This window comes from Poriferisphaera sp. WC338, from assembly GCF_050931845.1.
Classification (GTDB): domain Bacteria; phylum Planctomycetota; class Phycisphaerae; order Phycisphaerales; family Phycisphaeraceae; genus Poriferisphaera.
The window spans coordinates 3,546,752-3,570,525 of sequence record NZ_CP194516.1 but is presented as its reverse complement, the minus strand read 5'-3'; the positions used below and the strand labels follow the sequence as shown (position 1 = coordinate 3,570,525).

17 protein-coding genes are annotated in these 23,774 nt (G+C 49.9%); 9 read left to right on the top strand and 8 right to left on the bottom strand.

Annotation, left to right across the window (positions count from 1 at the left end; genetic code table 11):
* Positions 1-159: 159 nt before the first annotated feature.
* Positions 160-1,131: a GTP 3',8-cyclase MoaA gene (gene moaA, locus ACQ6WK_RS14780; protein ID WP_432798155.1), complete on the bottom strand. Its 972-nt coding sequence runs from the start codon at positions 1,129-1,131 to the stop codon at positions 160-162.
* 113 nt (positions 1,132-1,244) lie between these two features.
* On the opposite strand from moaA, the gene ACQ6WK_RS14775 reads away from it, so the two are divergent.
* From ACQ6WK_RS14775 to ACQ6WK_RS14765, 3 genes are all read left to right on the top strand, one after another.
* Positions 1,245-2,504, top strand: coding sequence for a hypothetical protein (locus ACQ6WK_RS14775; RefSeq protein WP_432798154.1), 1,260 nt, complete (start codon positions 1,245-1,247; stop codon positions 2,502-2,504).
* 116 nt (positions 2,505-2,620) lie between these two features.
* The gene (locus tag ACQ6WK_RS14770; protein WP_432798153.1) at positions 2,621-3,877 is read left to right on the top strand and encodes a rhomboid family intramembrane serine protease; all 1,257 of its coding nucleotides are present in this window, start codon (positions 2,621-2,623) and stop codon (positions 3,875-3,877) included.
* A 318-nt stretch (positions 3,878-4,195) separates the two neighbouring features.
* Complete coding sequence (locus ACQ6WK_RS14765) at positions 4,196-4,492, top strand: hypothetical protein (protein WP_432798152.1); 297 nt, start codon at positions 4,196-4,198, stop codon at positions 4,490-4,492.
* 185 nt (positions 4,493-4,677) lie between these two features.
* Here the strand turns inward: ACQ6WK_RS14765 and ACQ6WK_RS14760 are convergent, their stop codons facing one another.
* A complete protein-coding gene (locus ACQ6WK_RS14760; protein WP_432798151.1) occupies positions 4,678-5,403 on the bottom strand; it encodes a hypothetical protein in 726 nt (241 codons plus the stop codon).
* 336 nt (positions 5,404-5,739) lie between these two features.
* Here ACQ6WK_RS14760 and ACQ6WK_RS14755 point away from each other — a divergent pair, with 336 nt between their 5' ends.
* The 5 genes from ACQ6WK_RS14755 (at position 5,740) to ACQ6WK_RS14735 (ending at position 12,229) form a co-directional block, all read left to right on the top strand.
* A complete protein-coding gene (locus ACQ6WK_RS14755; protein ID WP_432798150.1) occupies positions 5,740-6,972 on the top strand; it encodes a 6-phosphofructokinase in 1,233 nt (410 codons plus the stop codon).
* Between the two features lie 180 nt (positions 6,973-7,152).
* Positions 7,153-7,680, top strand: coding sequence for a hypothetical protein (locus tag ACQ6WK_RS14750; protein ID WP_432798149.1), 528 nt, complete (start codon positions 7,153-7,155; stop codon positions 7,678-7,680).
* A 29-nt stretch (positions 7,681-7,709) separates the two neighbouring features.
* Positions 7,710-8,351 carry a hypothetical protein gene (locus tag ACQ6WK_RS14745; protein WP_432798148.1) on the top strand — a complete coding sequence of 214 codons (642 nt, stop codon included), beginning with the start codon at positions 7,710-7,712 and terminating at the stop codon, positions 8,349-8,351.
* A 34-nt stretch (positions 8,352-8,385) separates the two neighbouring features.
* The gene (locus ACQ6WK_RS14740) at positions 8,386-9,924 is read left to right on the top strand and encodes a YIP1 family protein (protein WP_432798147.1); all 1,539 of its coding nucleotides are present in this window, start codon (positions 8,386-8,388) and stop codon (positions 9,922-9,924) included.
* A 148-nt stretch (positions 9,925-10,072) separates the two neighbouring features.
* Entirely contained in the window at positions 10,073-12,229 is a 2,157-nt protein-coding gene (locus ACQ6WK_RS14735) for a SpoIIE family protein phosphatase (protein WP_432798146.1), read from the top strand.
* A 41-nt stretch (positions 12,230-12,270) separates the two neighbouring features.
* Here the strand turns inward: ACQ6WK_RS14735 and ACQ6WK_RS14730 are convergent, their stop codons facing one another.
* From ACQ6WK_RS14730 to hisS, 5 genes are all read right to left on the bottom strand, one after another.
* On the bottom strand, positions 12,271-12,699 hold the full coding sequence (locus ACQ6WK_RS14730; protein WP_432798145.1) for a hypothetical protein: 429 nt from the start codon (positions 12,697-12,699) through the stop codon (positions 12,271-12,273).
* A gap of 303 nt (positions 12,700-13,002) precedes the next feature.
* The gene (gene ileS, locus ACQ6WK_RS14725; RefSeq protein ID WP_432798144.1) at positions 13,003-15,846 is read right to left on the bottom strand and encodes an isoleucine--tRNA ligase; all 2,844 of its coding nucleotides are present in this window, start codon (positions 15,844-15,846) and stop codon (positions 13,003-13,005) included.
* Positions 15,847-17,320: 1,474 nt separating this feature from the next.
* Positions 17,321-17,887: an HYExAFE family protein gene (locus tag ACQ6WK_RS14720; protein ID WP_432798143.1), complete on the bottom strand. Its 567-nt coding sequence runs from the start codon at positions 17,885-17,887 to the stop codon at positions 17,321-17,323.
* Between the two features lie 110 nt (positions 17,888-17,997).
* The gene (locus ACQ6WK_RS14715) at positions 17,998-18,660 is read right to left on the bottom strand and encodes a class I SAM-dependent methyltransferase (RefSeq protein ID WP_432798142.1); all 663 of its coding nucleotides are present in this window, start codon (positions 18,658-18,660) and stop codon (positions 17,998-18,000) included.
* An 82-nt stretch (positions 18,661-18,742) separates the two neighbouring features.
* Positions 18,743-20,041: a histidine--tRNA ligase gene (gene hisS, locus ACQ6WK_RS14710; protein ID WP_432798141.1), complete on the bottom strand. Its 1,299-nt coding sequence runs from the start codon at positions 20,039-20,041 to the stop codon at positions 18,743-18,745.
* Positions 20,042-20,319: 278 nt separating this feature from the next.
* Here hisS and ACQ6WK_RS14705 point away from each other — a divergent pair, with 278 nt between their 5' ends.
* Positions 20,320-22,296 (top strand): glycoside hydrolase family 97 catalytic domain-containing protein, encoded by a 1,977-nt coding sequence (locus ACQ6WK_RS14705; RefSeq protein ID WP_432798140.1) that lies wholly within the window; start codon positions 20,320-20,322, stop codon positions 22,294-22,296.
* A gap of 13 nt (positions 22,297-22,309) precedes the next feature.
* On the opposite strand, the gene ACQ6WK_RS14700 is transcribed toward ACQ6WK_RS14705, so the two are convergent.
* Positions 22,310-23,773, bottom strand: a complete 1,464-nt coding sequence (locus tag ACQ6WK_RS14700) for an MATE family efflux transporter (protein WP_432798139.1) — start codon at positions 23,771-23,773, stop codon at positions 22,310-22,312.
* Position 23,774 lies beyond the last annotated feature (1 nt).

The window sequence follows — 23,774 nt, the reverse complement described above, 5'->3', positions numbered from 1 at the left end:
AAAAGCCCTACCCGTGGATGATGCATATATGTGAACGCCACTTATTGTATCGGGATGTTGGTCGTGCGTGCTGATGTTTTGCTGGAATGGCGGATTTTCAGCCTTCTGAAGAGGCCCAAAAGGGATTTTTATGACCCAAGATTATCGGTATGGCTTTAACTAACCACCGAGTTGGTTCATCGCCCGGTTGCCTCGGCTGCTGTGTTGCAGCGGTTTTTCCCGTATGCATTGTGCCATCTGTTCGATGATCGCATCGGTATTGTTTGATTTTTCGAGGATGGGGAGCAGATCGATTTCTCCGCCATCGAATAAGCACGCACGCAGTTCACCTTTGGCGGTTAATCTTAGGCGGTTGCAGTTTTCACAGAATGGTTGGCTCATCGCAGAAATGAAACCAAGCCGTCCAGCAGCACCGGGGATCTGATAAATTATCGCGGGGCCCACACCTACTTCGGCCGTGCGATCGGTGGCAAGTAATGGGCCAAAATGTGATTCAATTCGGGTTTTGATAATCTCATTGCTTACTACATGGGTTTGTGTGTTTACAGAATCATCTTCAACAAGTGCTGCATTGCCGAGCGGCATGTATTCAATAAACCGTACTGTCCAATCCTTCAGCAGCGTAATAGCTGCGATCTCATGCACTTGCTCATCATTGATTCCACCAATGATCACGGTGTTAACTTTGATGTGATGGAAACCTGCGTTTTCAGCTGCTTGGATGCCGGTCAGTACATCTTCAAGGCTATAGGTTTGATGCCGGCTGGCGATCTGCTGAAACGTATGATTGCGGAAGCTGTCGAGTGAGATGGTGAGTCGATCCAGCCCTGCGGCTTTGAGTGGCTCTGCCAGTTTGGGCAGCATCAGGCCGTTGGTTGTCATCGACAGATCCGTTGGCTCAAGGGCTTTGAGTCTACGTACGATGTCCAGAATGTCATGTCTGACCAATGGCTCGCCACCGGTGATTTTGAAATGGGTGATGCCGACTTTTCGGGCAGCTGTGGCCACCGCCATGATGTGGTCCGGCGAAAGCGTGTCCTGCTTGGGATAAAAATCGATCCCATCATTTGGCATGCAATAGAGGCAGCGAAGCTGACACCGATCCGTAATCGAGATTCTTAGCAGCTTCACGGCCGCAAGATCGTGTGGTCCTACGGCATACGTGGGCCGTTGTTGGCCCACGGTCAGGATGGGAAGGGCAAAAGTCACCGCAAACCATTATAAGGTTGTGGTGGAAAAGTGGCATGCAATCTTCACTTAGGATTTGTCAAGTAGCCCGGAAGTTGCGATCATTAGTCTATCTGATGTATGAGCTTATATGTCCATCCTGCCAGCTGGTCCAACGCAGTTCTTTTGTGCGCGTCGGTGCTGTGGTGAGTTGTCCGCAATGCGGGTTGCGATATCAGGTTGAAAAAGGTCACATCAAGCGCAAACTCAAGGCTGAGGTTGAGGCTGAAAAAGCCGCCAGCATGCTCGATGAAGATGCTGAACCCCTGCGGCTTGATCCATCTGGAAGCATGGTGGGACTATCGGGCTTGTCCGATATGATGCGCGACGAGAGTGGTCCAGAAGAGCCGGGCCTTGATGACACGCAGCAGATGACGATCGCGATTGCTTCCCTTGCCCACGAAGATGAAGAGGAAGACGATGTTTCACAGGTTCGGGTAGGCGACGTACCAGCCGACTTCATGATCAGCAAAGGTTGGCAACGTCGGCGTAGCTCGCGATCGATCTATGTTATCCTTGGTTTGTTGACGCTCATTGTGGCGGTGCTTGGATTCGGCATTATGTACACCACGATGGGGCTTAAGAATAGTACGCAACTCCCCCCTGGAGGCGACGTCACACTCGTTCCCGGCAAAAGCTACGCCAGCGCTCACAGGATGGAGGCTAGCCCTTGGGAAGTGGTGAATGCCCCGCACGTTCCGCCGATCATCTATCGTCCGGTCGCACGTGTGACCGATCAACGGCTTGAGCGAGATGAAAATGGCCAGTCATGGTATCTCGCGACTGTCAGCACAACCGAACCGGGTATCATTGGTGATGCAACCTTCCACCTTTCACTTGTCGATTTTGACGGGACAGAAGTCCAACGCATGAGCATGCCGCTTGCACTGATTTCCGCACGTTATCCCGCGAAGATTCGTATCAAGATGCCAAACATTGAGAATATGCAGGACTTGCGCCGTGCGGATTGGGTCGAGGTAGATCCCGCCTTGAGCAAAGCTTCCGTCGTGTCCCCAGATCGCTTGGTGCTGGTGCCTTCCCGCTCTGGTCGCAAGACATTGCTTTCTGTGACCGCCTACAACAACACACCCCGCACGATCAGAAATTGGATCTTTATCGTCAAAGCGCTGGATCATGACGGTCGCGCGATCGCAACATACAGCATCCGCTGGGACAAGCCGGTTGATCCATCACGGCCGATAAATTTTTATGCTGCCGCACCGATCAATCCCAATGCCGATTTGGCGTCATGGACCATTGAGGCTGCAGCGCAATAACCCGTCGCATCGTGTTTTTCACCGGCTGCGACCTTATCATACATGCCGACTGCCAGATGAGTCCGTGCCACTTCCGGATGGGGTAGGGGCTGCGATACTAAAAAGAATCACACTTTATGTTTCTGATTTTTCCTGTAAAAACCGATCGTCCGAGTCGTAAGAAGCCGTGGGTGAATTACGCGCTTATCGCTGCCAATATTGTGATTTACCTTCTCACCTTTGATCAGATTGCCGGTGCACAAGCCTATGTGATCAAAGCTTATCAGTCTGGTTATAACCTGCCGCTCGATCAACTTTACAAAGCTTTTCCAGTTACCGCCTACTACCTCCGCCCTGATGATCTGCATGTCTATCAGTTTTTCACCAGCGCCTTTCTACATCAAGGCATCTATCACATATTTGGCAACATGATCTTCCTCTATGTCTTCGGTAATAATGTTGAAGATCGTCTCGGTCACGTTGGTTATCTCTTTTTCTACCTCGCTGCTGGTGTGGTGTCTGGGCTTGGTCATGCCGCCTTTGAGGCTTCCCCCGCGCTTGGTGCTTCAGGTGCGATCGCAGGCGTCACCGGCGCTTTCCTTGCTCTCTTCCCGCTTGCCAATATTACGCTGTTTTATTGGGTCTTCTTTATCATTGATTATTTTGAGGTTGCAGGCATCATCCTCATCCTCTTCCGTGTGATTCAGGACTTTATCTTCAACTGGATTGGCACAGACAATGTCGCCTACGTTGCTCACCTCTCCGGCTATCTCTTTGGCTTTGCGCTATGCATGGCTCTACTCATGATCCGCCTCTTTCCGCGTGAACCCTACGATATGCTTGCGCTCATCGAGCGTAGGCGTAGACAAGCCCAATTCAAACGCATGGCCGCTGGCGGCTACTCCCCTTGGGAATCTCAAACCTCCTCAGAAAATGCAACTGATCCTGGCATCTTTGGCCGAACGCAACCCGATCAGGGGCAGGATGTTCCGCATACTTTCGCGCCCGAAGATCAAGCTCTCGTCGAGTTACGTGCTCAGATTTCTGCTGCGATTTCACAGCACGACATGACCCGTGCTTCCCGTCTCTATATCCAACTCATGGAGATGAGCTCCGAGCAGGTCATGTCCCAACAGCATCAGCTCGACATTGCCAATCAGCTTATGGCTGACGCCCGTTATGATGCAGCCGCTCAGGCTTATGAGCTGTTCTTGAAGGTATACAGCGGTTACGCCGACCGGCATCACGTCATGCTTATCCTCGGCCTCATCTATGCTCGTTATCTTACTCAGCCAGAGCGAGCTAAAACGCTCTTAGAAGAATCTAAACCAAGGCTACGCGGTTCTGAGCAGGAACTTGCCGAACAGGTACTGAAAGAGATTTCTGGCGATTGATGCGATCGCGTTGTTTCTGTGTCTAATCAGGTGTTAGGTGCTGAGAGTTGCCCATTTTATGAACGCTCTTACGGCAGTCTAATCTATGCATCGATTCGACATCGCTGCCGAATAATAAATAATTCGCATGTTTTGTAGGCTAGGGGTTGTCATTGGAAAAAGATTTAAGGTATAAATATGGGTCGAATCTGTTTCGTTCTCAAAGATCTAAGATTTCATTTGTACGATGATCTAAACCAAGAATATACATGATCGATGTCGGCTGCCCGTTCTGGTTGTCAGTTTTAGGCATCACGATCACCACTCTGGAGATAACTCATGCCAAGCGACAAGCATTCACACGGAATTACTTTTCATCAGGCGCTTATCCTTGCTGTCATCGAGCGTCATCAGCCGTTGACTTCCTCAGAAATCGCTGAATACTATCGCAAGCATGTGAAGATCGAAGTCGCTTACAACTACCAGTATATTGTTACTCGTCGTCTCTCAGATCGCGGATTGATCAAAGGTAAGCAAACCAAAAAAGACCCCGTCATCAAGTGGGAAGTTACTGCTGCTGGCAAGAAACTTATCAAAGAAATGAAACGTCTCGGCGGTATCCTCGCTAAGATCTAAAATCTCCAAGTTATTTAAAGCAATATGAGTACAGCGACGTCTCAATGCATGGCTGTTTTGCATAATGAGATCAGTGAATTCATCTCTTATAATCGCAGTGTGAATAAGAATTGGTTACGGCTAAAGCATATGGCTACCGTGAAGTAGCCAAATGCGAATTGATAGCGAACGGTTTTATTTATGGATTATGTGGATTGATGCGGCCTTCTGAAAATCATCAGTACACCTAACGTGACTAAACTCAAGCTAGCAGGTTCAGGAATCGTTGTCACACTAAATGACGACGTCTCAAACGATGATTTCGCCAAAGCATTTGGGTTCCAATTATTTTCCGGCAAATACTGATCCCAATCGATACTGCCAAACAAATCAACACCTGCCAGCTTCAACAATCCCTTGATAGATTTCGTGACCGTCCAGCCGAGTAAACCCTTGCCTTCCATGCCTGTGACTTTATTGAAGAGTCCTTCAGCAAACTCATCAAAATTTTTCAAGAAGCCGGCTTCCTCATGGAAATCAACGTTTGCAAAGATCGACATCGTTGACGTATCGCCCATGACATTAATTCGCTGAACCGCATTGGTAAACACATTGGTTGGGGCATCCTTTAAATCGCCGACGATACTGCCGAGGTGCTTCGTCGCACGGCCGCTACTGTCACTGGTCCAAGCTGACACACGGACGCTGTGCGTTTGCGAAAGCTGATTAAGATCCGGGCCGTCACCCAATAAATAGAAATGTGCATCTCCCCAATTCCATCCACCTTGTACCGCTTGTGCTTCGTTTCCTGCTCCGGGGCTCCAATAATCAAACTCCAGCATGAACCCCGCAATGGCTGGTGCCGCAAACCCATAACCCAGGACAACAGTAAGGATCACCGCAAAAAAACGAACGTGTCTGACATGACGCATAAGGAACCCTTTCATATGATGGATAGAAGACCTGAAAATGAACAAATGCAGGGTTTGGGGTTCCTATTTGCTTGTCAGACATGAATTTACGCGGCAGAGATATGCCAAGCAATAGACAATCATGGCCCGGCAAAAAATTGCGATCCATTTTAAGTTTTAGGGTAAACCCCATGTGCGGTCTTTGCACTTGCTTACACGAATCTCATCACAGGGCCTTTTTGTCCACTTACACAATCCCGACTACAATACGGTTCTCAAAGCGCTCCAAACAACCTCGGCAGCGCTCCCTGGTTTGGCAACCCTCCCCCCAATTCCAACAAAATCGGAGTTACACTCATGAGTGAGTTACTGAAAGGTAATGCGGTCATCGGTCAGTCTGGCGGCCCCACCGCGGTCATCAATCAATCTCTCGTCGGCGTCATTGAAGGCCTCAAAGGTCATCCCGGCGTTGAAAAGATCTATGGCGCACATCATGCCGTCGCCGGTATCGTCAAAGGCGATTTCATTGAGTTGCAAGACTGTGCTCAAGATTTCCTCGATAAAATTGCCAATAGTCCTTCCTCTGCGCTCGGCTCATCACGCGACAAGCCAGATGCAGCTTACTGCAAGCGCATCTTTGAATCTTTCGAGAAGCATAACGTCCGTTACTTCTTCTACGCAGGTGGCAATGACTCCTCTGATACCTGCCGTATTGTGAACGAACTTGCCAAGGAAGAAGGCTATGAACTCCGCTGCTTCCACGTGCCTAAAACCGTCGACAACGACTTGGTTCTGAACGACCATACACCCGGTTTTGGCTCTGCCGCGAAATTCGTCGCCCAAGCCTTCATGGGTGATAACCTCGACAACCGCGCATTGCCTGGCATCAAGATCAATATCATCATGGGTCGTCACGCAGGCTTCCTCACCGCAGCATCCATCCTCGGACGACGTGCTGGTACTGACGATGGTCCACATCTCGTTTATGTTCCTGAAGCTCCGTTCGACGAAAACAAATTTATCGACGATGTTGAAGCTGCCTACAAAAAATTCGGCCGCTGCCTCATCGCTGTCTCCGAAGGGATCTCCGACAAAGACGGTACCGCCATCGCGGCTAAGCTTCAGGAAAATGTTGAGACTGATGCGCATGGTAACGTGCAACTCTCAGGCTCTGGTGCACTAGGTGATCTGCTTTCCGACCTGATCAAAGATAAGCTTGGCAAGCGTACCGGCGAGAAACTTCGTGTCCGTGCCGACACCTTCGGTTACCTTCAGCGTTCCTTCGTTGGTTGCGTTTCTGAAGTTGATCAAGCCGAAGCACGCCAGGCAGGTCGTCGTGCTGCTGAACTCGCTCTCTCCGGCGACCTTGATGGATCTATCGCCATCCAACGTGTTTCCGACGACCCCTACAAGGTCGAGTTTAACCGCATCGAACTTTCTGATGTTGCTGCAAAGACTCAGCATCTTGATACCAAATACATTGTCGACGGCTGCAACATTGATGACTCCTTCAAGGTATACCTTGCACCGATCGTCGGCGAACTTCCTGAGATTGCAACCTTTGATTTTGCCACCGCTGAAGCGAAGTGACCTCCCCGGAAGTTTCCGTTTAAGGAAACCCGCATCTCACATTTGCCATAACCCACGACCTCGTCCGCAAGGATGGGGTTGTTTTTTGTTTATACTTGAAATGTTCCTTTTTTCATTGCGTCTATTGTTATAGATGTGCATGCTGGACTGATATGTTGATATGAGAGATGAGAGATCGTCATGATGGACCAAACACATTCGATGCGTCAGCCGAAACCGACGCCTGAACCGCAAACATCGTGGCCGACTGTTTTCGGTGTACTCGGCGTGATCTATGCATCGATCAGTTTGTTGGGAAACCTTTGTTGTGTCCCGGTCAGCATCTTCGATACATTTGCCGTGTCAGATGTGCCGCCTGACTTGGCGCTGCTCTATACGATATACAACGCGCTATTCATGCTCCTTTTTTTCGGGTTGGGTCTCTGGTGTTTAGTCAGTTCGATTGGCATCCTGAAACGCAAAGCCAAAGCGGCCAAGCCATTTAAGGTATGGGCAATCACTGAATTGTGCTGTATGCTTTTGTTGTCGCCGATTGGCATTTTATTTGAGTTTCTTGTCGTGTCAGAGGATCAACACGAACTGATCGCCCTTATCATCGGGCTTGCCATCGGCTTGATGATCATGGCGGTTTTTCTTGCTTTTCTGGTCACGGTGATCATCTGGATGAGCCGCAGCAAGATCAAAGACGAAGTCAGCACGTGGACATAAGAACCGCAGCAAAACGCAGGAGTGTATCCATGTCGAACGAACCCTGGAACGAAAACGACCCCAACGCGCAACCCCCGCTGTCCCCGCAAGTGCCGCCCACACAGCCCGGTGCCATCGCGGTACAAAAACAACCGATCTGGCCAACGGTCATCGGTGTCATCGGCATCATTCTCTCGGCATTCGGGTTTTTGGGTGTTTTTGGTATTGCGTTACTTTGGTTTGTGTACCTGCTGCCGGACAACCCATTCTCTCAATCACAACCGCAACAAGAACTTTGGGCAGTCCTCACGCAAACAATTTTTCAACTCATCTTTCTTGCCCTGTGTGTCTATTTGCTCATTGGCTGTATCAAACTTCTAAAACGTGATGCCGCCGCGGGATCGATCATGCCGCAATGGGCCAGCATGTATATCTTTATTGCCGTGCTCTCGGTCGTGTTTAACATTGTCTTCACCTACCTTAATTTTCAGCAACAATTCCAATCGAGCGGTGCGGGCGGTGCGAATGAAGAATTCGTACAAACAGCTGCCATCATTGGTGCAGTTGTTGGCGGTATCATCGGTTTGCTCTTCGCACTCGCCTATCCACTTTTCGTGCTGATTTGGTTTAAACGAAAGGCCATCAAAAATCAGATTGAAACTTGGCCTAAGAAAGATCGATACACCAAATAATTTTTATGGTCTAATCCTTGAATAGAGATTACGCATGAATTGCAAAGAATGCGGCTATAGACTTTGGAATATCACTTCAAGAGAATGCCCCGAATGCGGCACCCCCTTTTTACCATCCGAATTCGAATTCGCCGCAAATGCAGTTCAGTACCTTTGCCCCCATTGCAGCCAGCCCTACTTCGGCACCGGCCTCAACGGCCACCTTGTCCCACGTGATTTCGACTGCATCTCTTGCCACAACCACATCCACATGGATGAAATGGTTCTTTTACCAACCGAAGGTGTTTCAGAAGAAACCACCAAGGTCTCACGTAATCCGTGGGTCGATGAAACAGAAAAACGCGGCCTCATTGGAAAATGGAGATCCACCGCTTGGCGATCTCTTTTCTCGCCTGCACCACTAATAAATGCCACCCCCTCCACCGCTTCTACCACCGCGGCACTCGGCTATCTTCTCGCCACTATTTCCGTGACACTTTTGCCGATCGTCTTGATCATTATTGTTATTACCGCCATTGTTGGTATTTCATCAGGCAGTGGTAGCGCAACTCTAGGTGCTGCGTCCGGCTTCTCAATATTCGTTGGCGTCACAGTGCTTGTTCTCTTTGGTATCTCTATTATTTGGGCAATCAGCACGCACCTCATCCTCAAGGTTTCCAGCAAACCTGTTTACACTTTCTCTCGAACATTCCAAACTTTCGCCTATGCCGCAACGCCCATTTTGTTTCTCGCGATACCCTGTCTTAATCTTTTACTTTACCCCGTTGCACTTATCTGGTGGTGTGTCACTGCTGCAGTCATGCTCGGCCCTGCACAAAAAGTATCCGGCACACGTGCCACATTAGCCGTGCTCATTCCCCCTTTCGTGCTTTTGCTTCTAATCATGGCCGCGAGTATTTCCTTTAGCTATTACGTCACAATCAATTCGCCATTTTCAACGTCTACACCAAGTACCTCAAGAATATCGCAGGTACTACAAAGCCAAAAAAATAACACCGGCCTTTACCCCCAGCACATCGTGGCGCTCATTGATAATCAAAATCTGTCATCTGATGATTTTATTTCAGGGTTCTACAACACAACATTCACCGATGCGCAAATCGGACATCATACCCTTCAAGATTTTCTCCCAGAAAATAATCCAAACTTTGATCAACTTCGCGCTTGTGCGATCGAAACAGTCATCGATCCAGTACCCGATGACATCATTCAATACCGTGTGGGTGATTTCGTCTTTACCTATCCCGGCACGGAAAATATAAATGATCCAGATCTTTGGATATTCATCGAGTACCCCGCGCCCATCGCAAATAAATCTCCTACATCCCAAACTCTCGCTCGTATCTACACTGCTGATGGTAATATGGAAACTACTTTTGGCTCATCGTTCAAATATGCTTTAGGTGCACAGAATAGACTCCGTGCTAAGTACAATCTTTCGTCGCTCATGCATCCAAAAGATGTCACATCTTCCCTTGTGGTTATGCCGCAGAATAACACGAGTAATACCCCTGTCACATACGACATACCTACGAATACAGATCACGAAGAACCTGAAATCCCCTCCCCCTGAGATTCGCTAATTCAGTTTTGTAGTAGGTTGCTATTTAACAATGATGCTCAGCGGGTATTCACATCGTTATCCGGGCTCCCCTCGTGCATGGTATCACACGATACTACATGCAGGGATCGTAACCGCATGCCCAGGGATATCATCGTGTATGAAGCTCCGTGAGCGCCTCATGATTCTGATGATGATTATTGCTTTACCGCCGCTCATTTTTATTAGCGTCGTGGATCATGTTTTTTTGCGTGAACTTGGCGGTGAGCTTGCCTCTCGGACTCATCGTAATCTTATTCGTGATGCGCAGGTCGAACTCACACAACTTGTTGACTCATACGCCAACATTATTGAACGTGAGCTAGGTATTATTTCGTTGCTTTTGTGGACGCAAACATCTGAAATTCAACGCAAACTAAATACAGAAGACATAGAAAACTTGGAGGCGCAAGCAAGATCAGATAATGAGACACTTTCTAACATCGAATCTCCACTAAGTACAAGTGGAATGCTTGAGGATAAGATCGTATACCTTCCACCTGATGTGGACCATATTGAAATTACGAAGCAGTACCATAAATTGAAAGGGCTTAGCGATGTTTTCGGAAGCCTTTATCAAACCGAAGGCGACATTGTTCTGTGGAATTATGTCTCCTTCAAGTCTGGCCTGCACATGGTTTATCCTAAAGGTGGCGATTTTCCTGAGGATTACGATTCACGTACACGTGGTTGGTTTACGCAAACCATAGAGCAAGCCGAGCAAAATACAGATCAATATAGTACGCATACACGCATTCTCGATCAGGTTCATTGGTTTCCTCTTGTTGTTGATTCGCTTACTGGCACAGTCACTATGACTGTCACTCTGCCTGTTTTCGATAAAGATAAGAATGTGATTGGCGTTTCAGGTATTGACATTCGTCTAACCAAAATGCTCTCAGCTGGTCGCCTTCCCGCTCAATGGAAAAACTCACGTTTGCTCCTTGTTGCACTTGCAAACAAAGAGACGCTGTCTATCCCTTACACCGATACATCTTCGCCACCGGTTCCAGTTGTTTTTGCAGATACCAACTTACAAGATGAACGGCATGATTATCGTGTAGGGATCGATTTGCACCCACTTGAAATCGAAAATACGAAATTGCGCATGCAACTGATCGAAGATTTGCTAAAGCAAAAGCCGGGTATTTTAAACATTCAGCAAGATGAGAAGCAGGCTGTTTGGGGTTATGCGCCATTAGGTCCTCGTGCCTCATTATTAGTAATTGTGCCTTATGATGAGATCAACGCGCGAGCGGATGCGATTGAAAAGATTGCGCTCGATAAAACATGGCAACTCATGCGTATCAGCACCGTCATTCTTATCGGCGTGGTGATTATGGTGATTGTACTTGCATGGTCACGATCACGAACAGTGACACAGCCGATACTGCACATGGCTCGTGCAGCTGAGCGTATTGCTGGTGGCGATTTGCGTGCGCGTGTGCGACTCAAGAATCGTCAAGATGAAATCGGTCTGCTTGCCGATACGTTTAACAGTATGATTCCGAAACTCAAGGATCAAATGCGATTGTCCGAGTCGATTTCAGTTGCACAGGAAGTGCAACAATCGCTTCTACCAAGCAGCGCTCCATCACTCCCAGGTGTAGATCTTGCCGGCCGTAGTATTTATTGTGATGAAACCGGCGGTGACTACTATGACTTTATCCAGTTCGATGAACTCGGACCTAATGCTGTGGCTGTGACAGTTGGTGATGTTGTCGGGCACGGCATTTCCGCCGCACTACTCATGGCCACCGCTCGTGCTTTGCTTCGATCGCGTGCTGCACTTGGTGGGCCACTCCGTGATGTGCTTGCTGACATTAACTTCCATCTCTGCGATTCTCGATTCCTTGGCCGTTTTATGACGCTCTTCTATCTACAAATCAATGTTGTGGAAAGTACGAATAACTTCAAGCTTCAATGGATTAGTGCTGGGCACGATCCCGCGATCGTATACGACATTCAAAAGAGATCGTTCTCAGAACTTGCTGGCACGGATATTCCACTCGGGGTTTTACATCATTGGAAGTATCATGAAGCAGCATCTCAGAACATCGAGAAAAACCACGTCATCGTGCTTGGTACCGATGGCATTTGGGAGTGTCGTAATAAGCAAAGAGAATTTTATGGCAAGGAAAATCTGCAATCAGTGATTCAGCAGAACGCGCACCGTACTGCTGACGAAATCGCAGAAGGAATTCTTGATAGCGTGAAGCGGTTTAGAGCAGATGTGCCACAGGAAGACGACATTACACTCGTCGTGATCAAAATCTAAGTGTGATAGGTGGTTGAATAGCAGAGGAAATTTGAATTAGGTTAAGCTGCGGCAGCATCATTAGATGCTGGATTGGCTTGGTCATGATCTGGTGAAGTGTTTTCATTTGAATCTGTTGTGATGAGCCATGTGCTTCCATTCCAGAAGTTTTTTGTATCCACCCCGCCATGTAGATTAATACCAAACTTGCTGAGCTTTGCTGCGTGCATCTTCATCATCGCTTTGTCAGACATGTGTTGGGCAAGATCAGAAGTTGTACCTTTTGATAGGCAGAGGTGAAGTTTCCAGCCGGAGTTTGTTTGCTGTGGCCTTTCGCATAGTCCGGCCCCGATAATCTTATCATCTTCACGGACAAGCACGCTCATAGTATGGCTTATGACCGCTATAGATAGATTGCATCCCTGCTCGGCAGCAAATGCCACTGCATCTTCGACTTCATGCAAACGCAATTCAGCAATTTCAATCGGCATTGCTTATACCCCTGTTGGATCACACAGACATTAGGCAGCGTTGCTTCGGCTGCCCTATTGAGTATCGGATGATGCCTCCTGATGCTTCGCGTTTTCCGCGACTTTCCGGTATTGGTGTAGTATTTGTAGCAACTAGCAGGGCCGTTAATACAAACTAGATGTTTTGGGATTGCTGAATGTTAAACTCTGCCGGTTATCCTGATTCGCTATCGGACTCAAATCTAGATCGATCGATACGAAACCGTACATTAAAAAAGCCCCTTGGAATAAGGGGCTTTGCGTTTGTTTCTTTGGTTCGTATGATTACGCCAGCCCCATTGCCAATGCGTCACGATCTGAAAGCATACCACTGTCGCTTCGCTCCTTCACGGTGCCGTCACGTTTCCAACTACGATCACATCGCGGTTGGTCTCGCAGATCATTAATGCGCACCGTGTCACCAACAGTAAATCGACTGACACCGAACAGATCCGCTAAATCATCAGCCGCAAACGCGCCAAGGTCTGCGCCTTCGATCTTGTCCCAAGTAATGCCAAGGTCAAGAGGATTATCAATGCTAGCTTCTTGACGGAAATCTTCGAGCGTTTTCATCACTGTGTCACGTGCTGCCATTACCGATTCCCATTCATTTGTCGCCACACACGCAATGGTGTTGCAACTGTTCAGCGAGGGGAAGCGTTTCAAGTGTACGCACATATCACTCTTGGGTTCGGCGTTGTGTAAGGCACGCCACGCCTCATCTGCGGTGTGTGGCATGATCGGTGAGATCAATCGAATCAAACCCGAAGCGATACGGTACATGGCGCTTTGTGTGCGGCGGCGGCGTGGGCTGTCGGTCTTGTCGCAGTACAGCCGATCTTTTACCGCAGACAGGTACACGCTGGAAAGTGTGTCGTTGCAGAAGTTGAAGATGTCACGGCTTAAAGCGCGGAAGCGGTAGCCTTCATAATCTTTGGTGGCTTTGCTTGCCATCTCTACATACTGCTTCATTGCCCAAGCATCAATGCTGTACGCGTCATCGGCGCTGTAAGCATACTCATCTGTCTTTGGATCAAAATCCGAAAGGTTCGACAGTAGGAAGCGAATCGTGTTGCGGATTTTGCGGTATTCCTCGCCAGCTACTTTGAAGTAAGATTCGTCAACTTTGATGTCGTTATCGGTGTTAAGTGTACAGACCCACCAGCGACAGACATCTGCACCGAACTCCTTCATGAGGTCTTCGACGTTGAGTGTATTGCCGAGAGACTTGCTCATTTTGTGGCCGTTCTTATCGACCATGAAGCCATGTGTGAGAACGGTTTTGAACGGGCTTTCACCATGAATCGCAACGGCGGGCAGGAGTGAATGCTGGAACCAGCCGCGGTGTTGGTCAGAGCCTTCGAGGTATAGATCTGTTGGGAAGGCTTCGGATTCGCCATCGCGTTTGGATTGTTTGTCTGCCCAGCCTTCACGCATAACGGCATTCCAGCTCGAGCCAGATTCAAACCAGACGTCGAATGTATCTTTACCTTTAGTTAAGTTGTCGAGTGCACCGGCTTCTTTTGCCCATGCGGGCGCGTCAGGGTCGGCGGCAACATCATACGACTCTAACAGTTGATTAGATTCGACCACGAACCAAGAGTCAGAGCCATGCTTGCCGAAGCCATCGGCAACGGCCTTGATGCTTGCGGTGGTGAGCAATGGCTCGCCATCGGCGTTGTAGAACGCGGGAATCGGCAAGCCCCACGAGCGTTGGCGGCTGATGCACCAGTCGGGGCGCGATTCGAGCATGCCACGCATGCGGTTACGGCCCCAGTCAGGGATGAAGTTGACGTCGCCGGTGATGGTTTCGGCGGCATGACGCAAACCTTCGGCATCATGATCGTATGGCTTATCAACACCTACAAACCACTGTTCAGTGGCGCGGAAGATGACCGGCGACTTGCCGCGCCAGTCGTGCGGGTAGCTGTGCATGAATTTGTGATCGTGGAAGAGCGATCCTTCTTTGCGGAGATATTCGACGACAAGATCATTGCCTTCCCAGATGGATTTGCCGACGAGCCAATCAGGGGCAGTATCGTCGTAGGTACCATCGGGTTTGACGGGGCAGTAGGTTTCGATGCCTTCACGGAGGCCGGTTTGGTAGTCTTCGGCACCGTGGCCGGTGGCGGTGTGGACCATGCCTGTGCCGTCTTCGAGCGTGACGTATTCAGCATGGACAACGCGGGAGGATTTGCCGGTGAAGGGTTGCTTATAGGTGAGATTGAGGAGGTCTTTGCCTTTGAATGTTTCGATGGGCGTGGCGTCTTCGATGCCGCCTGATGCAAGCACTTTCTCAGCGAGTTCAAGGGCGAGAATGGTTGTGCTACCGTTTGGCAGTTTGAATTTGCCGTATTCATATCGTTCGTGGACGGCGACAGCCATGTTCGCAGGCAATGTCCATGGGGTAGTAGTCCAGATCATCAGGTGTTCGTTTTCACGGCCTTCAATGGCGAAGTTCACGAACACCGAAGTGTCTTCCTTGTCGTAGTATTCAAGCTCGGCTTCGGCGAGTGCGGTTTGGTTTTCGACAGACCAATGCACCGGCTTAAGGGCGCGGAACACAATCCCTTTTTCGACGAGGCCAGCGAAGACTTCGAGGACACCTTTTTCATAACGCGGGAGCATGGTGAGATAGGGATCGTCGTAGTCGGCCAATGTCAGGAGGCGTTGCATTTGACCTTTTTGAAGCTTGACGAATTTTTCCGCGTAGGTTTTGCACTTGCGGCGGATCTGGATGGGCTGCATTTCCTTGGCTTTGTCGCCGAGTTCCTGCATGACTTTGTGTTCGATGGGTAGACCGTGGCAGTCCCAGCCGGGGGTGTAAGGTGTGTCGAAGCCCATCATGCCGCGTGATCGGACGACGAGATCCTTGAGGACTTTGTTGAGCAGGTGCCCAAGGTGGATGTCGCCGTTGGCGTAGGGGGGGCCGTCATGGAAGATGAAGGATCCGCTTTTGAATTTCTCTTCGGTGGCTTGTGTGCGGAGCTGATTGTAGAGCTTGGCCTTGTCCCAGCGTTTCATGGAGGCGGGCTCGTTCTGGACGAGATTGGCTTTCATGGCGAATGCTGTCTTCGGCAGGTTCAGCGTCTTCTTATAGTTCTTTTTCTCTTCAGCTTGCTGATTCATCTTCGTGATACTCTCGGGTTGATGATCTTTTTTGCAGTCACAAAAAAACCCTGCGTTTGAGCAGGGCGATAGGCTTCGTTGGTGACGATCGCTGACCCTGCTCAGTGTGCAGTGCTAATAATCATAATCTCAGCGATAGGGGTTATCTGCGGTTGCATGATGGCTTAAAGTATACCGGGGCAGGGGCGGGAAGCCAAAATTGCCCAATGACGCAACCTATATCAGGGTTTTGTGGCAGTATGAGGAGTTATGGGCAATTACAGGTGGTATGGGCGGCTCGCTTGGCCTGAATGTCGGCTGTGGCGGTTTTGTTTAGCGAGGCGGCGGTACTTGGCGGATGGTGCGCTGACATGTGCGAGTGGGGCATATCCGATTTTGGATGAACTTTGCTTTCCGGTGAATGGAGTGGTTCTTTCCGTGGGCAATCGCAAACCTTACAGGTGCAACAGCCGCAAGACATACGCTTGCCGCTTTCGGTTTTAAGTTTGGTGTCGAAGGCAACGGGCTCACAGGTGCATGGATCACACTTGCAACAGGTGCACACGTCATCATTAACCTTGTTCATGATCGTTTGATCTGCGTGTGTCTCTTCCATCATCATATGTTGTTCGCAGCCGATGAGTGCGAGCAAAATCAGTGCTAGGAAAAGATGAAGCAATATCTGATGTGTGAAGAAAGCGAGTGTATTTTTTACCTGCATCTATTGTGCCTCGCGGATTGCGTCTGAAATGCTTTGGATGAAACAGAATGGTTAATCAACAGGGAGAAGAGGGGTATTAATCATAGGAACGCCATAATTCACTGTGAATCGTCGCGATTTTGAGGGTGAATCGCAATCAGTGACTTCCCTCTCTTTGTATGATCGATTCATATTTGTGAAATAATCTTGTTTGGAATGGAGAGAGAGCGTGTTGAGCGCATGCAACATGACCGGCGCTTGCAAGCAAACGCCGATTCATGTGCTTGATCTGCGGCGTCACGGGAGCATGTGTTGCCGCTGATATGGTCGTTTATTTGTGATCTGACTCAGGAGGAATCAGTATTACTGGGCGCCGGTTTTCTAGGTGGGGCTAGTTCAGGAGGAAGGTTATCGCAGTGAGAATGAGGGTGGCTAGTAAGCCAAGAAGGAAGGGTTTGAGAATCATTGCGCGGACCTTTCTTGTTGTTTGCTTTATGCGAAACAATCGTGTTTTAGCGGCGTGGATGTTTTTGTTGCGTTTTTAGCGGGCTGGGGTGGAGTAGGTCGGAAATTGCTTCCAGGGGGGACTCCGGTTGTGCCGTTATTTTGGTGGGAGGCTTCGGTTTTTGACGCCGTTGCCTGACACCCATGACATCGGGAAGAGTGATGCAAAGGGTTTAATTTGTGCAAGTGATGTGAGTTACCGGCCAGCTTGTTTCGCAAGAAAACTCAAAAGGCGGAATGACTGTAGGTCGGTCCCTGTTACCGCAGTGAAGAGATTCAATTTTGGCAGTGTTATTCGGTGCTCAAACGAAAATGTTCTTCTGGTACAGTATGGTGATCGTGTAATAAATTTCGTAAGGGGCGTGAGATTTTTTTGAAATTTGCGGCAGGTAAGCAAACTGTATCCCACGCAGCCGATCGCGCTTTCATGTGGGTCTTGTAATCTTCAAGCGTGATCGCAACTGCCGCATACCATCGTTCGTTGTGTTCGAATAAATCATGAAACAGTGAATCAGGGGGTTGCACATCACACCAGAACAAAAAGACAAAAATGGGCATAAACTCTTGGCCAAAGATATGCGACCATGTGGTGAGCCCTTTAATGTCGTCATTGGTCACCCAATTTTGTAGATTGGTGCCTGTTGTTCCTGCATGCTTCCGTCCTTTCACGTCCACCAGCAGGTTCGGTCCAACTTCTGAATACACGACGAAATCAAACGACTTAATATTTGGTCCCGGCGTATCCATGCTTTTCGGGGTCAGCGATCGTTTCGCTTCGTCAACCGAAATATATGGCAGGCGATTTGCACGTAAATAATGTTCGAAAGCAAGGTCGTAATGAAAGCGTCGTTGGGCCATGTTGAGTATCTCGCGACAAGTGGTTTGTTCGCATTATAAAACACTGGGCACCATGAAAACATAGAAAATCATAGAGAGTGCCATACAGGTGGCGTTGTGGCGAAGTAGTACTATTTTGTCAGTGTGATGGATTTGATGGCGATTTTTCGGAAAGGCGGCATTTTGAAGGGGTAATCGGTGGTGATGGCTGACCGATTTGTAGGATGGCTGTTAAGTGAGGCAAGATGGCTGGCCGGATCGAGGGCGGCATCACACGCGCCGATGAGATTGATCAGACGTGCGGAGAAATTTTTTTTGGGCGTATGCACATCAAAGAGGGCGAAGGTGCTTTGCGGTTGAGCTTGATCATAAATCAGCTTGAGCAGAGATTGGCTGTTTGGCAGACAAGTGAACCCTAGCGTGCAAATAAAATGGGTGGGTTGATGTTGAGAGATGATTGTGGTGAGTGTATCGATCGCGGCATAGGAAGTGAGATCCAATTCAATAAAATCGAATATGAGATTGGGTTGTTGGGCTTTGAGTTTACCTGCACATTTTCTAGCACGCTTGAGCATGGCAGGGGAGCCATCGATGGCGATGATTTTGCCGTTATCTGATATGTGATGTGCGAGATATGGAAAGTTCATACCGGTACCGCAACAAAGGTCAAAGACGGTGCTACCAGAGGTGAGGTTCATGGCCGCGGTGAGATTGCGCCTAATGGGTGTGTAGGGGTAGTCGCGGAGAATGTTGTAGAAGGGGGCAAGCGAGTTATAAAAACGCGGTGGGTGCATGAGGATATTATAAGACAAAAGAAAACCCACTCATGTGAGAGTGGGTTTGGCTGGTTTGTTATTTGTGTTGTCTAAGCGCGAGTTAGAGATTGTTGTGCAAGTGTTCGGCGAGGGTATCGAGAGAGATGTCGATCTGGTCTTGGGTTTCGAGGTTTTTGAGTTGGCCCGTTGTGGGAGATTCGTCGCCGAGTAGGAGGGCGAAGCGGGCGTTTGCGTTGGCGGCTTCTTTGAGGAGTTTGCCGGCATTGCGGGTGGTTTTGTAGGAGAAGCGGGCGTGGAGGCCGCGCGAGCGGAGGTCGGCGGCGAGTGCGTGGATGTGATCTGCGCCGGTGTCGGAAACGGCGAGGAGGTAGATGTCGGGACGTGGTTTGACCGAGTCGGGGATGAGTTTTTTGTCACGTAGTAGGTTGGAGAGAACGACGTCGCCCATACCGAAACCGACGGCAGGCATTTTGGGGCCGCCGAAGAGATTGATGAGGTTGTCGTAACGGCCACCCCCGGCGAGTGCGCGTTCGACGCCGGTTGCTTCGTGGACTTCGAAGACGGTGCCGGTGTAGTAGGCGAGGCCGCGGACGATGCCGAGGTCGTACTCGCACCAGTCGGCGATGTTGAAGGCGTGCAGTTGTTTGTCGAGTTTCATGAGGTCGGCGATGTCGTCTTCGGGCATGCCGATGGCTTTGCAGAGTGAAGACAGTGAGCCGGTGCGGTAGCGCGAGCGGCAGGTTTCCTGGAAGCGCTGGACGCGATGTTCGTCGAGGCCGAGCTTGAGTGCGGCTGCTTCGAAGGCTTCGGGTTCCATCTTGTCGCGGCGGTCGAGCAGGTTGAAGGCGGGGAGGATGTTGTCTTCGGGGACGCCGAGGCGGAGGAGGATGTTGCGGACGACGGTGCGGTGTGAGATTTTGACGCGGACGTGTTCGGGGGTGAGGCCGAGCTCGCGGAGGAGATCGATGGCGACGAGGATGGTTTCAGCGTCGGCGAGTTCGGAGTCGAGTCCGAGCAGGTCGATGTTCCATTGGAGGAATTCGCGGAGGCGGCCGCGTTGGGGACGTTCGGCGCGGCAGAGATTGGGGATGGTGAACCATTTGATGGGCTTCGGAAGAGAGTTGGCGCGCTCGGCGACCATGCGTGCAAGCGTGGGGGTGAATTCGGGGCGGAGTGCGAAGTCGGTTGAGCCATTTTCGCGGCGGAAGGAGAAGAGTTCGGAGACGATACCTTCGCCGGACTTGACTTTGTAGAGGTCGAGTTTTTCGAAGATGGGGCCGTCGACTTCGTCGAAGCCGTGGCGGATGGAGACGCGTCGCCAGGCATCGGTGATGTAGTTCTGCCAGGCCATGTCGTCGGGAAAAAAGTCGCGGGTGCCTTTGGGTTTTTCTATTTTCATGTCTGGACGTGGTTTACGGGGTTTCGGGTGTTGTTTGGATAGGGAGGATGAGGAGCCTGACGGCGGGGGTTAATCTGCGAGATATCATAGCAAGGAATAGGATTGAGATGAAAAGTGTGCAAATGGAAGAAAAATTCGGATCGCTCCGAAAAAGTGCTGTTATTGGTTTTGCGAATACTGTATTCTTGGGTACGTATGTGGTGTGGCTTACTTTTTGGTTAACAATGCTATAGATGATGTTGCTGTTCATTCAGTGGCTGTTGAAAACGAGGAATGTGATGCGATTGATCTTGTGTACGTTGATGTTTTTGGCGTGTGGTTTTGGTGAAGTGGTTGGAAATACGAAGACAGTAGGGATGGCAGGGCCTGGGGGGGAGTTGAAGGTTGTGATTGGATCAACGGAGGAAGGGGCGTTGTGGTATGCATGTGATTGGAAGGGGAATCGTGTGATTGAGGAGTCACCGTTGGGATTGACGGTGGATGGCGTGGCATGGGGTGAGGGCGGGGTGGAAGTTTTTGAAGTGTCTGGTGAGGTTGTTGAGGATGAATGGGAGATGTTGTGGGGTGAACAGAAAAAGGTGAAGAGTGTATACAGTGATAATGCGGTGCGGGTGAAGAAAATTTCAGGTGATCGAGCAGGGGAAGAAATGATTGTGCGTGTGCGCATTTTTGAAGATGGTTTTGGTTTTCGATATGAGGTGGAAGGAAGTGCGGCGGATGGCAAGGTTGTAGCCAGCAATGAGCGAACTCGGTTTATGTTTGATGGGGACTATACGAGCTGGGGATTTGTAAGGATGGGGATGCAGGCAATTAGTGGGAAGCCGATCAGTGAGATGAAGATGGTGCGGCAGACGAAGCGCGGGGCGCGGGAAGTGAAGGTGACGACGCCGGTGATCGTGAAGAAGGCGGATAATGTTTGGGTTGCGATTCATGAAGCGGGTCTAGATGGGTATGGTCCATGCTTTGTGAAGAGTGTTGCGGATGATGGACTTTATGGGTTTGTGGCAGATATTGGCGGCGGTGAAGTGACGGGACTGGGCAAGCAGATTGTTACACCTTGGCGCGTAGTGCTTGTTGGTGATGAGGCAGGGGATTTGGTGACATCGAATGTGATTTTGAATTTGAATGAGAAGCCTGCGAGTGAGATGGATTTTTCATGGGTGAAGCCGAGTAAATTGATTTGGGATTGGCGGGGCAGAGGGGCGAAAGTTGAAGGCTGGGATTATGATTTAAACACGGAAACGTGCATTAGGTACGTGGATGCTGCAAAGCGATTGGGCTTGGACGGATTTATGATTGATGCCGGCTGGTATCATCCAAAGAAGGTGAAGGACATGCCGCCTGCGGATTGGTGGAAGACCGGGCCAGTGGATATGCCGAAGATTGCAAAATATGCGGAAGAATCAGGTGTTGATTTGTGGTTGTACTTTAATCATCCAGAGCTTTCGCGGTATGAAACCGAAAAGGTTTTTGAGAACTTGAAAGCATGGGGTGTGGATGGGATTAAGAATGGTTTTCTCTATGATGCGAATCAGAAGAATGTGTCGGCTGATATGCAAATGCTAGAGATGGCTCGTAAGTATCAAATCATGTATGACGTGCATGAGCCGATTAAGCCAACGGGGCTAAGACGGAAGTGGCCGCATTATGTGGGCCGCGAATTTGTACATGCGTTGGCAGATGGCGCGCGAATGGCAACGCCGGAGTATCACGCGACGGCTGCATTCATCAGTGGGATTGCAGGTCCAGTAGATCAAACGCCGGGGATTGTCGCATTAGAAGGTTCGACGGAGCGACGTTATGTGCGTAAAGAAATTCAATCAACTGCCGCAGCACAGATTGCGAGATGTGTGGTTTACTTTACGGGTGTGTTGAATTTGTCGGATGTGCCGGAGGCGTATGAAGCACGGATGGATTTGTTCGAGTTTGTGCAGAAGCTGCCGATGAAATGGGACGAAAGCCGAGTATTGAGCGGTGAGCCAGGCGACTATATTGTTGTTGCGCGGAGGTCTGGAGATGAATGGTTTATTGGTGCGTTGACCGATGAAGTCGCTCGGGAAGTTGCGATTGATGTATCGAAACTTGGGGCAGATGAGTATACCGCAAGGATATATGGTGATGCTGATGATGCAAACTTTCAAACGAACAGAAATCCATACCAAGTATATGATGCCGAGGTAGTGGTTGGTGGAAAGCTTAAAATTAAATTAGCTCCCGGTGGTGGGGCAAGTGTGTGGATTAAGCCGAAGGAATAGTTTTCAATATAAATTAAGGATTCGTTGGATCATCCTCATGAAACATGAGGATGTTTTTTTGTGGTGTGGTTGAAGGTTTGAAAGTAAGACGAAGGTAAATGGCGGCAATGATTGCGATGATGGTGTTGGTGGCAACCATGCCCCAGAAGAGTCCGGGGATGCCGAGAAGGAGCCCACCGAGATAGATGAGAAGTGCGTAGAGGAAGACGTGCTTAAGGAGACCGATGGTTGCGCCGGCATATGGGCGGCCGATGCCGACGAGTTCGTTCGAGATGATGATGACGAGGGCGAGTTGTGCATAGCCGAGCGGGGCGATGCGAAGAAAATCGATGAGTGCGCGGTGAACTTCGGGGTCTTGGGTGAAGAGATTGGTGAGTGGTACAGCGAAAAGATTGAGTAGGATGAGGGAGAAGATGCCCCATGCGATGGCGAGTTGGTGTGTGAAGCGGAAGGCGATCTTGACGCGGTGATGTTGTTTGGCTGCGTGGTTTTGGGAGGCAAATGCGAGGATGACGATGGAGAGCGCGACAGTGGGTAGCGCGAAGAAAGCTTGGAAGCGTGCGCCGACGCCATAGGCTGCGACGGCATCTTCGCTGAAGGATGCGATGATGGCGGTGACAATGGAGATGGAAAGTGCGAGAACGGTTTTCATGATGGTAGTGGGGATGGCGGGATGAAGGATTTGGCGGAGGTTATAGATGATGTGTTTGATGATGAGAGGCGGGCGGCCTAGAAGTTTCGATTTGTGGTAGAGGAAGTGGAGGGCGATGAGAAGTGCGATGAAGCGAGAGAAGACGGTGGCGACGGCGGCACCGGTGATGCCTAGTTTAGGGAAGAAGAGGAGCCCGAAGATGAGGAGTGGGTCGAGGACGACATTGATGATGGCGGCGACGATCATAGGGATGGAGGATGACCAAGTATCGCCTGTCGCGCGGATGGCGGCGTTGGCGATGATGGTGGTGACAAAGAAAGGGATGCCGATGAACCAGACGGTCATGTAGGATTCGGCAAGTTCGAGTGGAAGATTGTTTGCGCCGAGAAGTTTGAGGATAGGGCGGTCGATGAGGATGAGGATGGGAATGAGGAACGCGGTGAGTGTGAAGGTGAGTGTGATGGCGATAGAGGATTGTGCGCGGGCGAGGTGATGACGTTTTCGGCCGATGGCCGCTGCAGCGGAAGCGGTGAGGCCTGTGCCGAGTCCGAGGGAGGCCTGTCCGACGAGGAAGATGATGGGAAAGGTGAAGGAAATGCCGGTGAGTGGATCAGTACCGAGGCGTGCGACGAAGAAAGTGTCGGTGAGGTTGAGGATGACGAGGGAGATCATGCCGGGGATGAGCAGGAAGGTCATGCGAAGGATGGCGCGTTGGATGTTGCCGGTGGTGAGATTAGGGACGGGCATGTTAAATTGTATCGGTCCTTCAGGAAGAAGAATCTTGATGAATAACACAATTGATGTAATACGAAAAACCTGCGGCATG

What these genes read in the sequence shown, in the direction of transcription:
- ACQ6WK_RS14775 (WP_432798154.1), top strand. Translation starts at nt 1,245, where the DNA reads ATGCAATCTTCACTTAGGATTTGTCAAGTAGCCCGGAAGTTGCGATCA.
- ACQ6WK_RS14770 (WP_432798153.1), top strand. Translation starts at nt 2,621, where the DNA reads ATGTTTCTGATTTTTCCTGTAAAAACCGATCGTCCGAGTCGTAAGAAG.
- ACQ6WK_RS14765 (WP_432798152.1), top strand. Translation starts at nt 4,196, where the DNA reads ATGCCAAGCGACAAGCATTCACACGGAATTACTTTTCATCAGGCGCTT.
- ACQ6WK_RS14760 (WP_432798151.1), bottom strand. Translation starts at nt 5,403, where the DNA reads ATGCGTCATGTCAGACACGTTCGTTTTTTTGCGGTGATCCTTACTGTT.
- ACQ6WK_RS14755 (WP_432798150.1), top strand. Translation starts at nt 5,740, where the DNA reads ATGAGTGAGTTACTGAAAGGTAATGCGGTCATCGGTCAGTCTGGCGGC.
- ACQ6WK_RS14750 (WP_432798149.1), top strand. Translation starts at nt 7,153, where the DNA reads ATGATGGACCAAACACATTCGATGCGTCAGCCGAAACCGACGCCTGAA.
- ACQ6WK_RS14745 (WP_432798148.1), top strand. Translation starts at nt 7,710, where the DNA reads ATGTCGAACGAACCCTGGAACGAAAACGACCCCAACGCGCAACCCCCG.
- ACQ6WK_RS14740 (WP_432798147.1), top strand. Translation starts at nt 8,386, where the DNA reads ATGAATTGCAAAGAATGCGGCTATAGACTTTGGAATATCACTTCAAGA.
- ACQ6WK_RS14735 (WP_432798146.1), top strand. Translation starts at nt 10,073, where the DNA reads ATGAAGCTCCGTGAGCGCCTCATGATTCTGATGATGATTATTGCTTTA.
- ACQ6WK_RS14730 (WP_432798145.1), bottom strand. Translation starts at nt 12,699, where the DNA reads ATGCCGATTGAAATTGCTGAATTGCGTTTGCATGAAGTCGAAGATGCA.
- ileS (WP_432798144.1), bottom strand. Translation starts at nt 15,846, where the DNA reads ATGAATCAGCAAGCTGAAGAGAAAAAGAACTATAAGAAGACGCTGAAC.
- ACQ6WK_RS14720 (WP_432798143.1), bottom strand. Translation starts at nt 17,887, where the DNA reads ATGGCCCAACGACGCTTTCATTACGACCTTGCTTTCGAACATTATTTA.
- ACQ6WK_RS14715 (WP_432798142.1), bottom strand. Translation starts at nt 18,660, where the DNA reads ATGCACCCACCGCGTTTTTATAACTCGCTTGCCCCCTTCTACAACATT.
- hisS (WP_432798141.1), bottom strand. Translation starts at nt 20,041, where the DNA reads ATGAAAATAGAAAAACCCAAAGGCACCCGCGACTTTTTTCCCGACGAC.
- ACQ6WK_RS14705 (WP_432798140.1), top strand. Translation starts at nt 20,320, where the DNA reads ATGCGATTGATCTTGTGTACGTTGATGTTTTTGGCGTGTGGTTTTGGT.
- ACQ6WK_RS14700 (WP_432798139.1), bottom strand. Translation starts at nt 23,773, where the DNA reads ATGCCGCAGGTTTTTCGTATTACATCAATTGTGTTATTCATCAAGATT.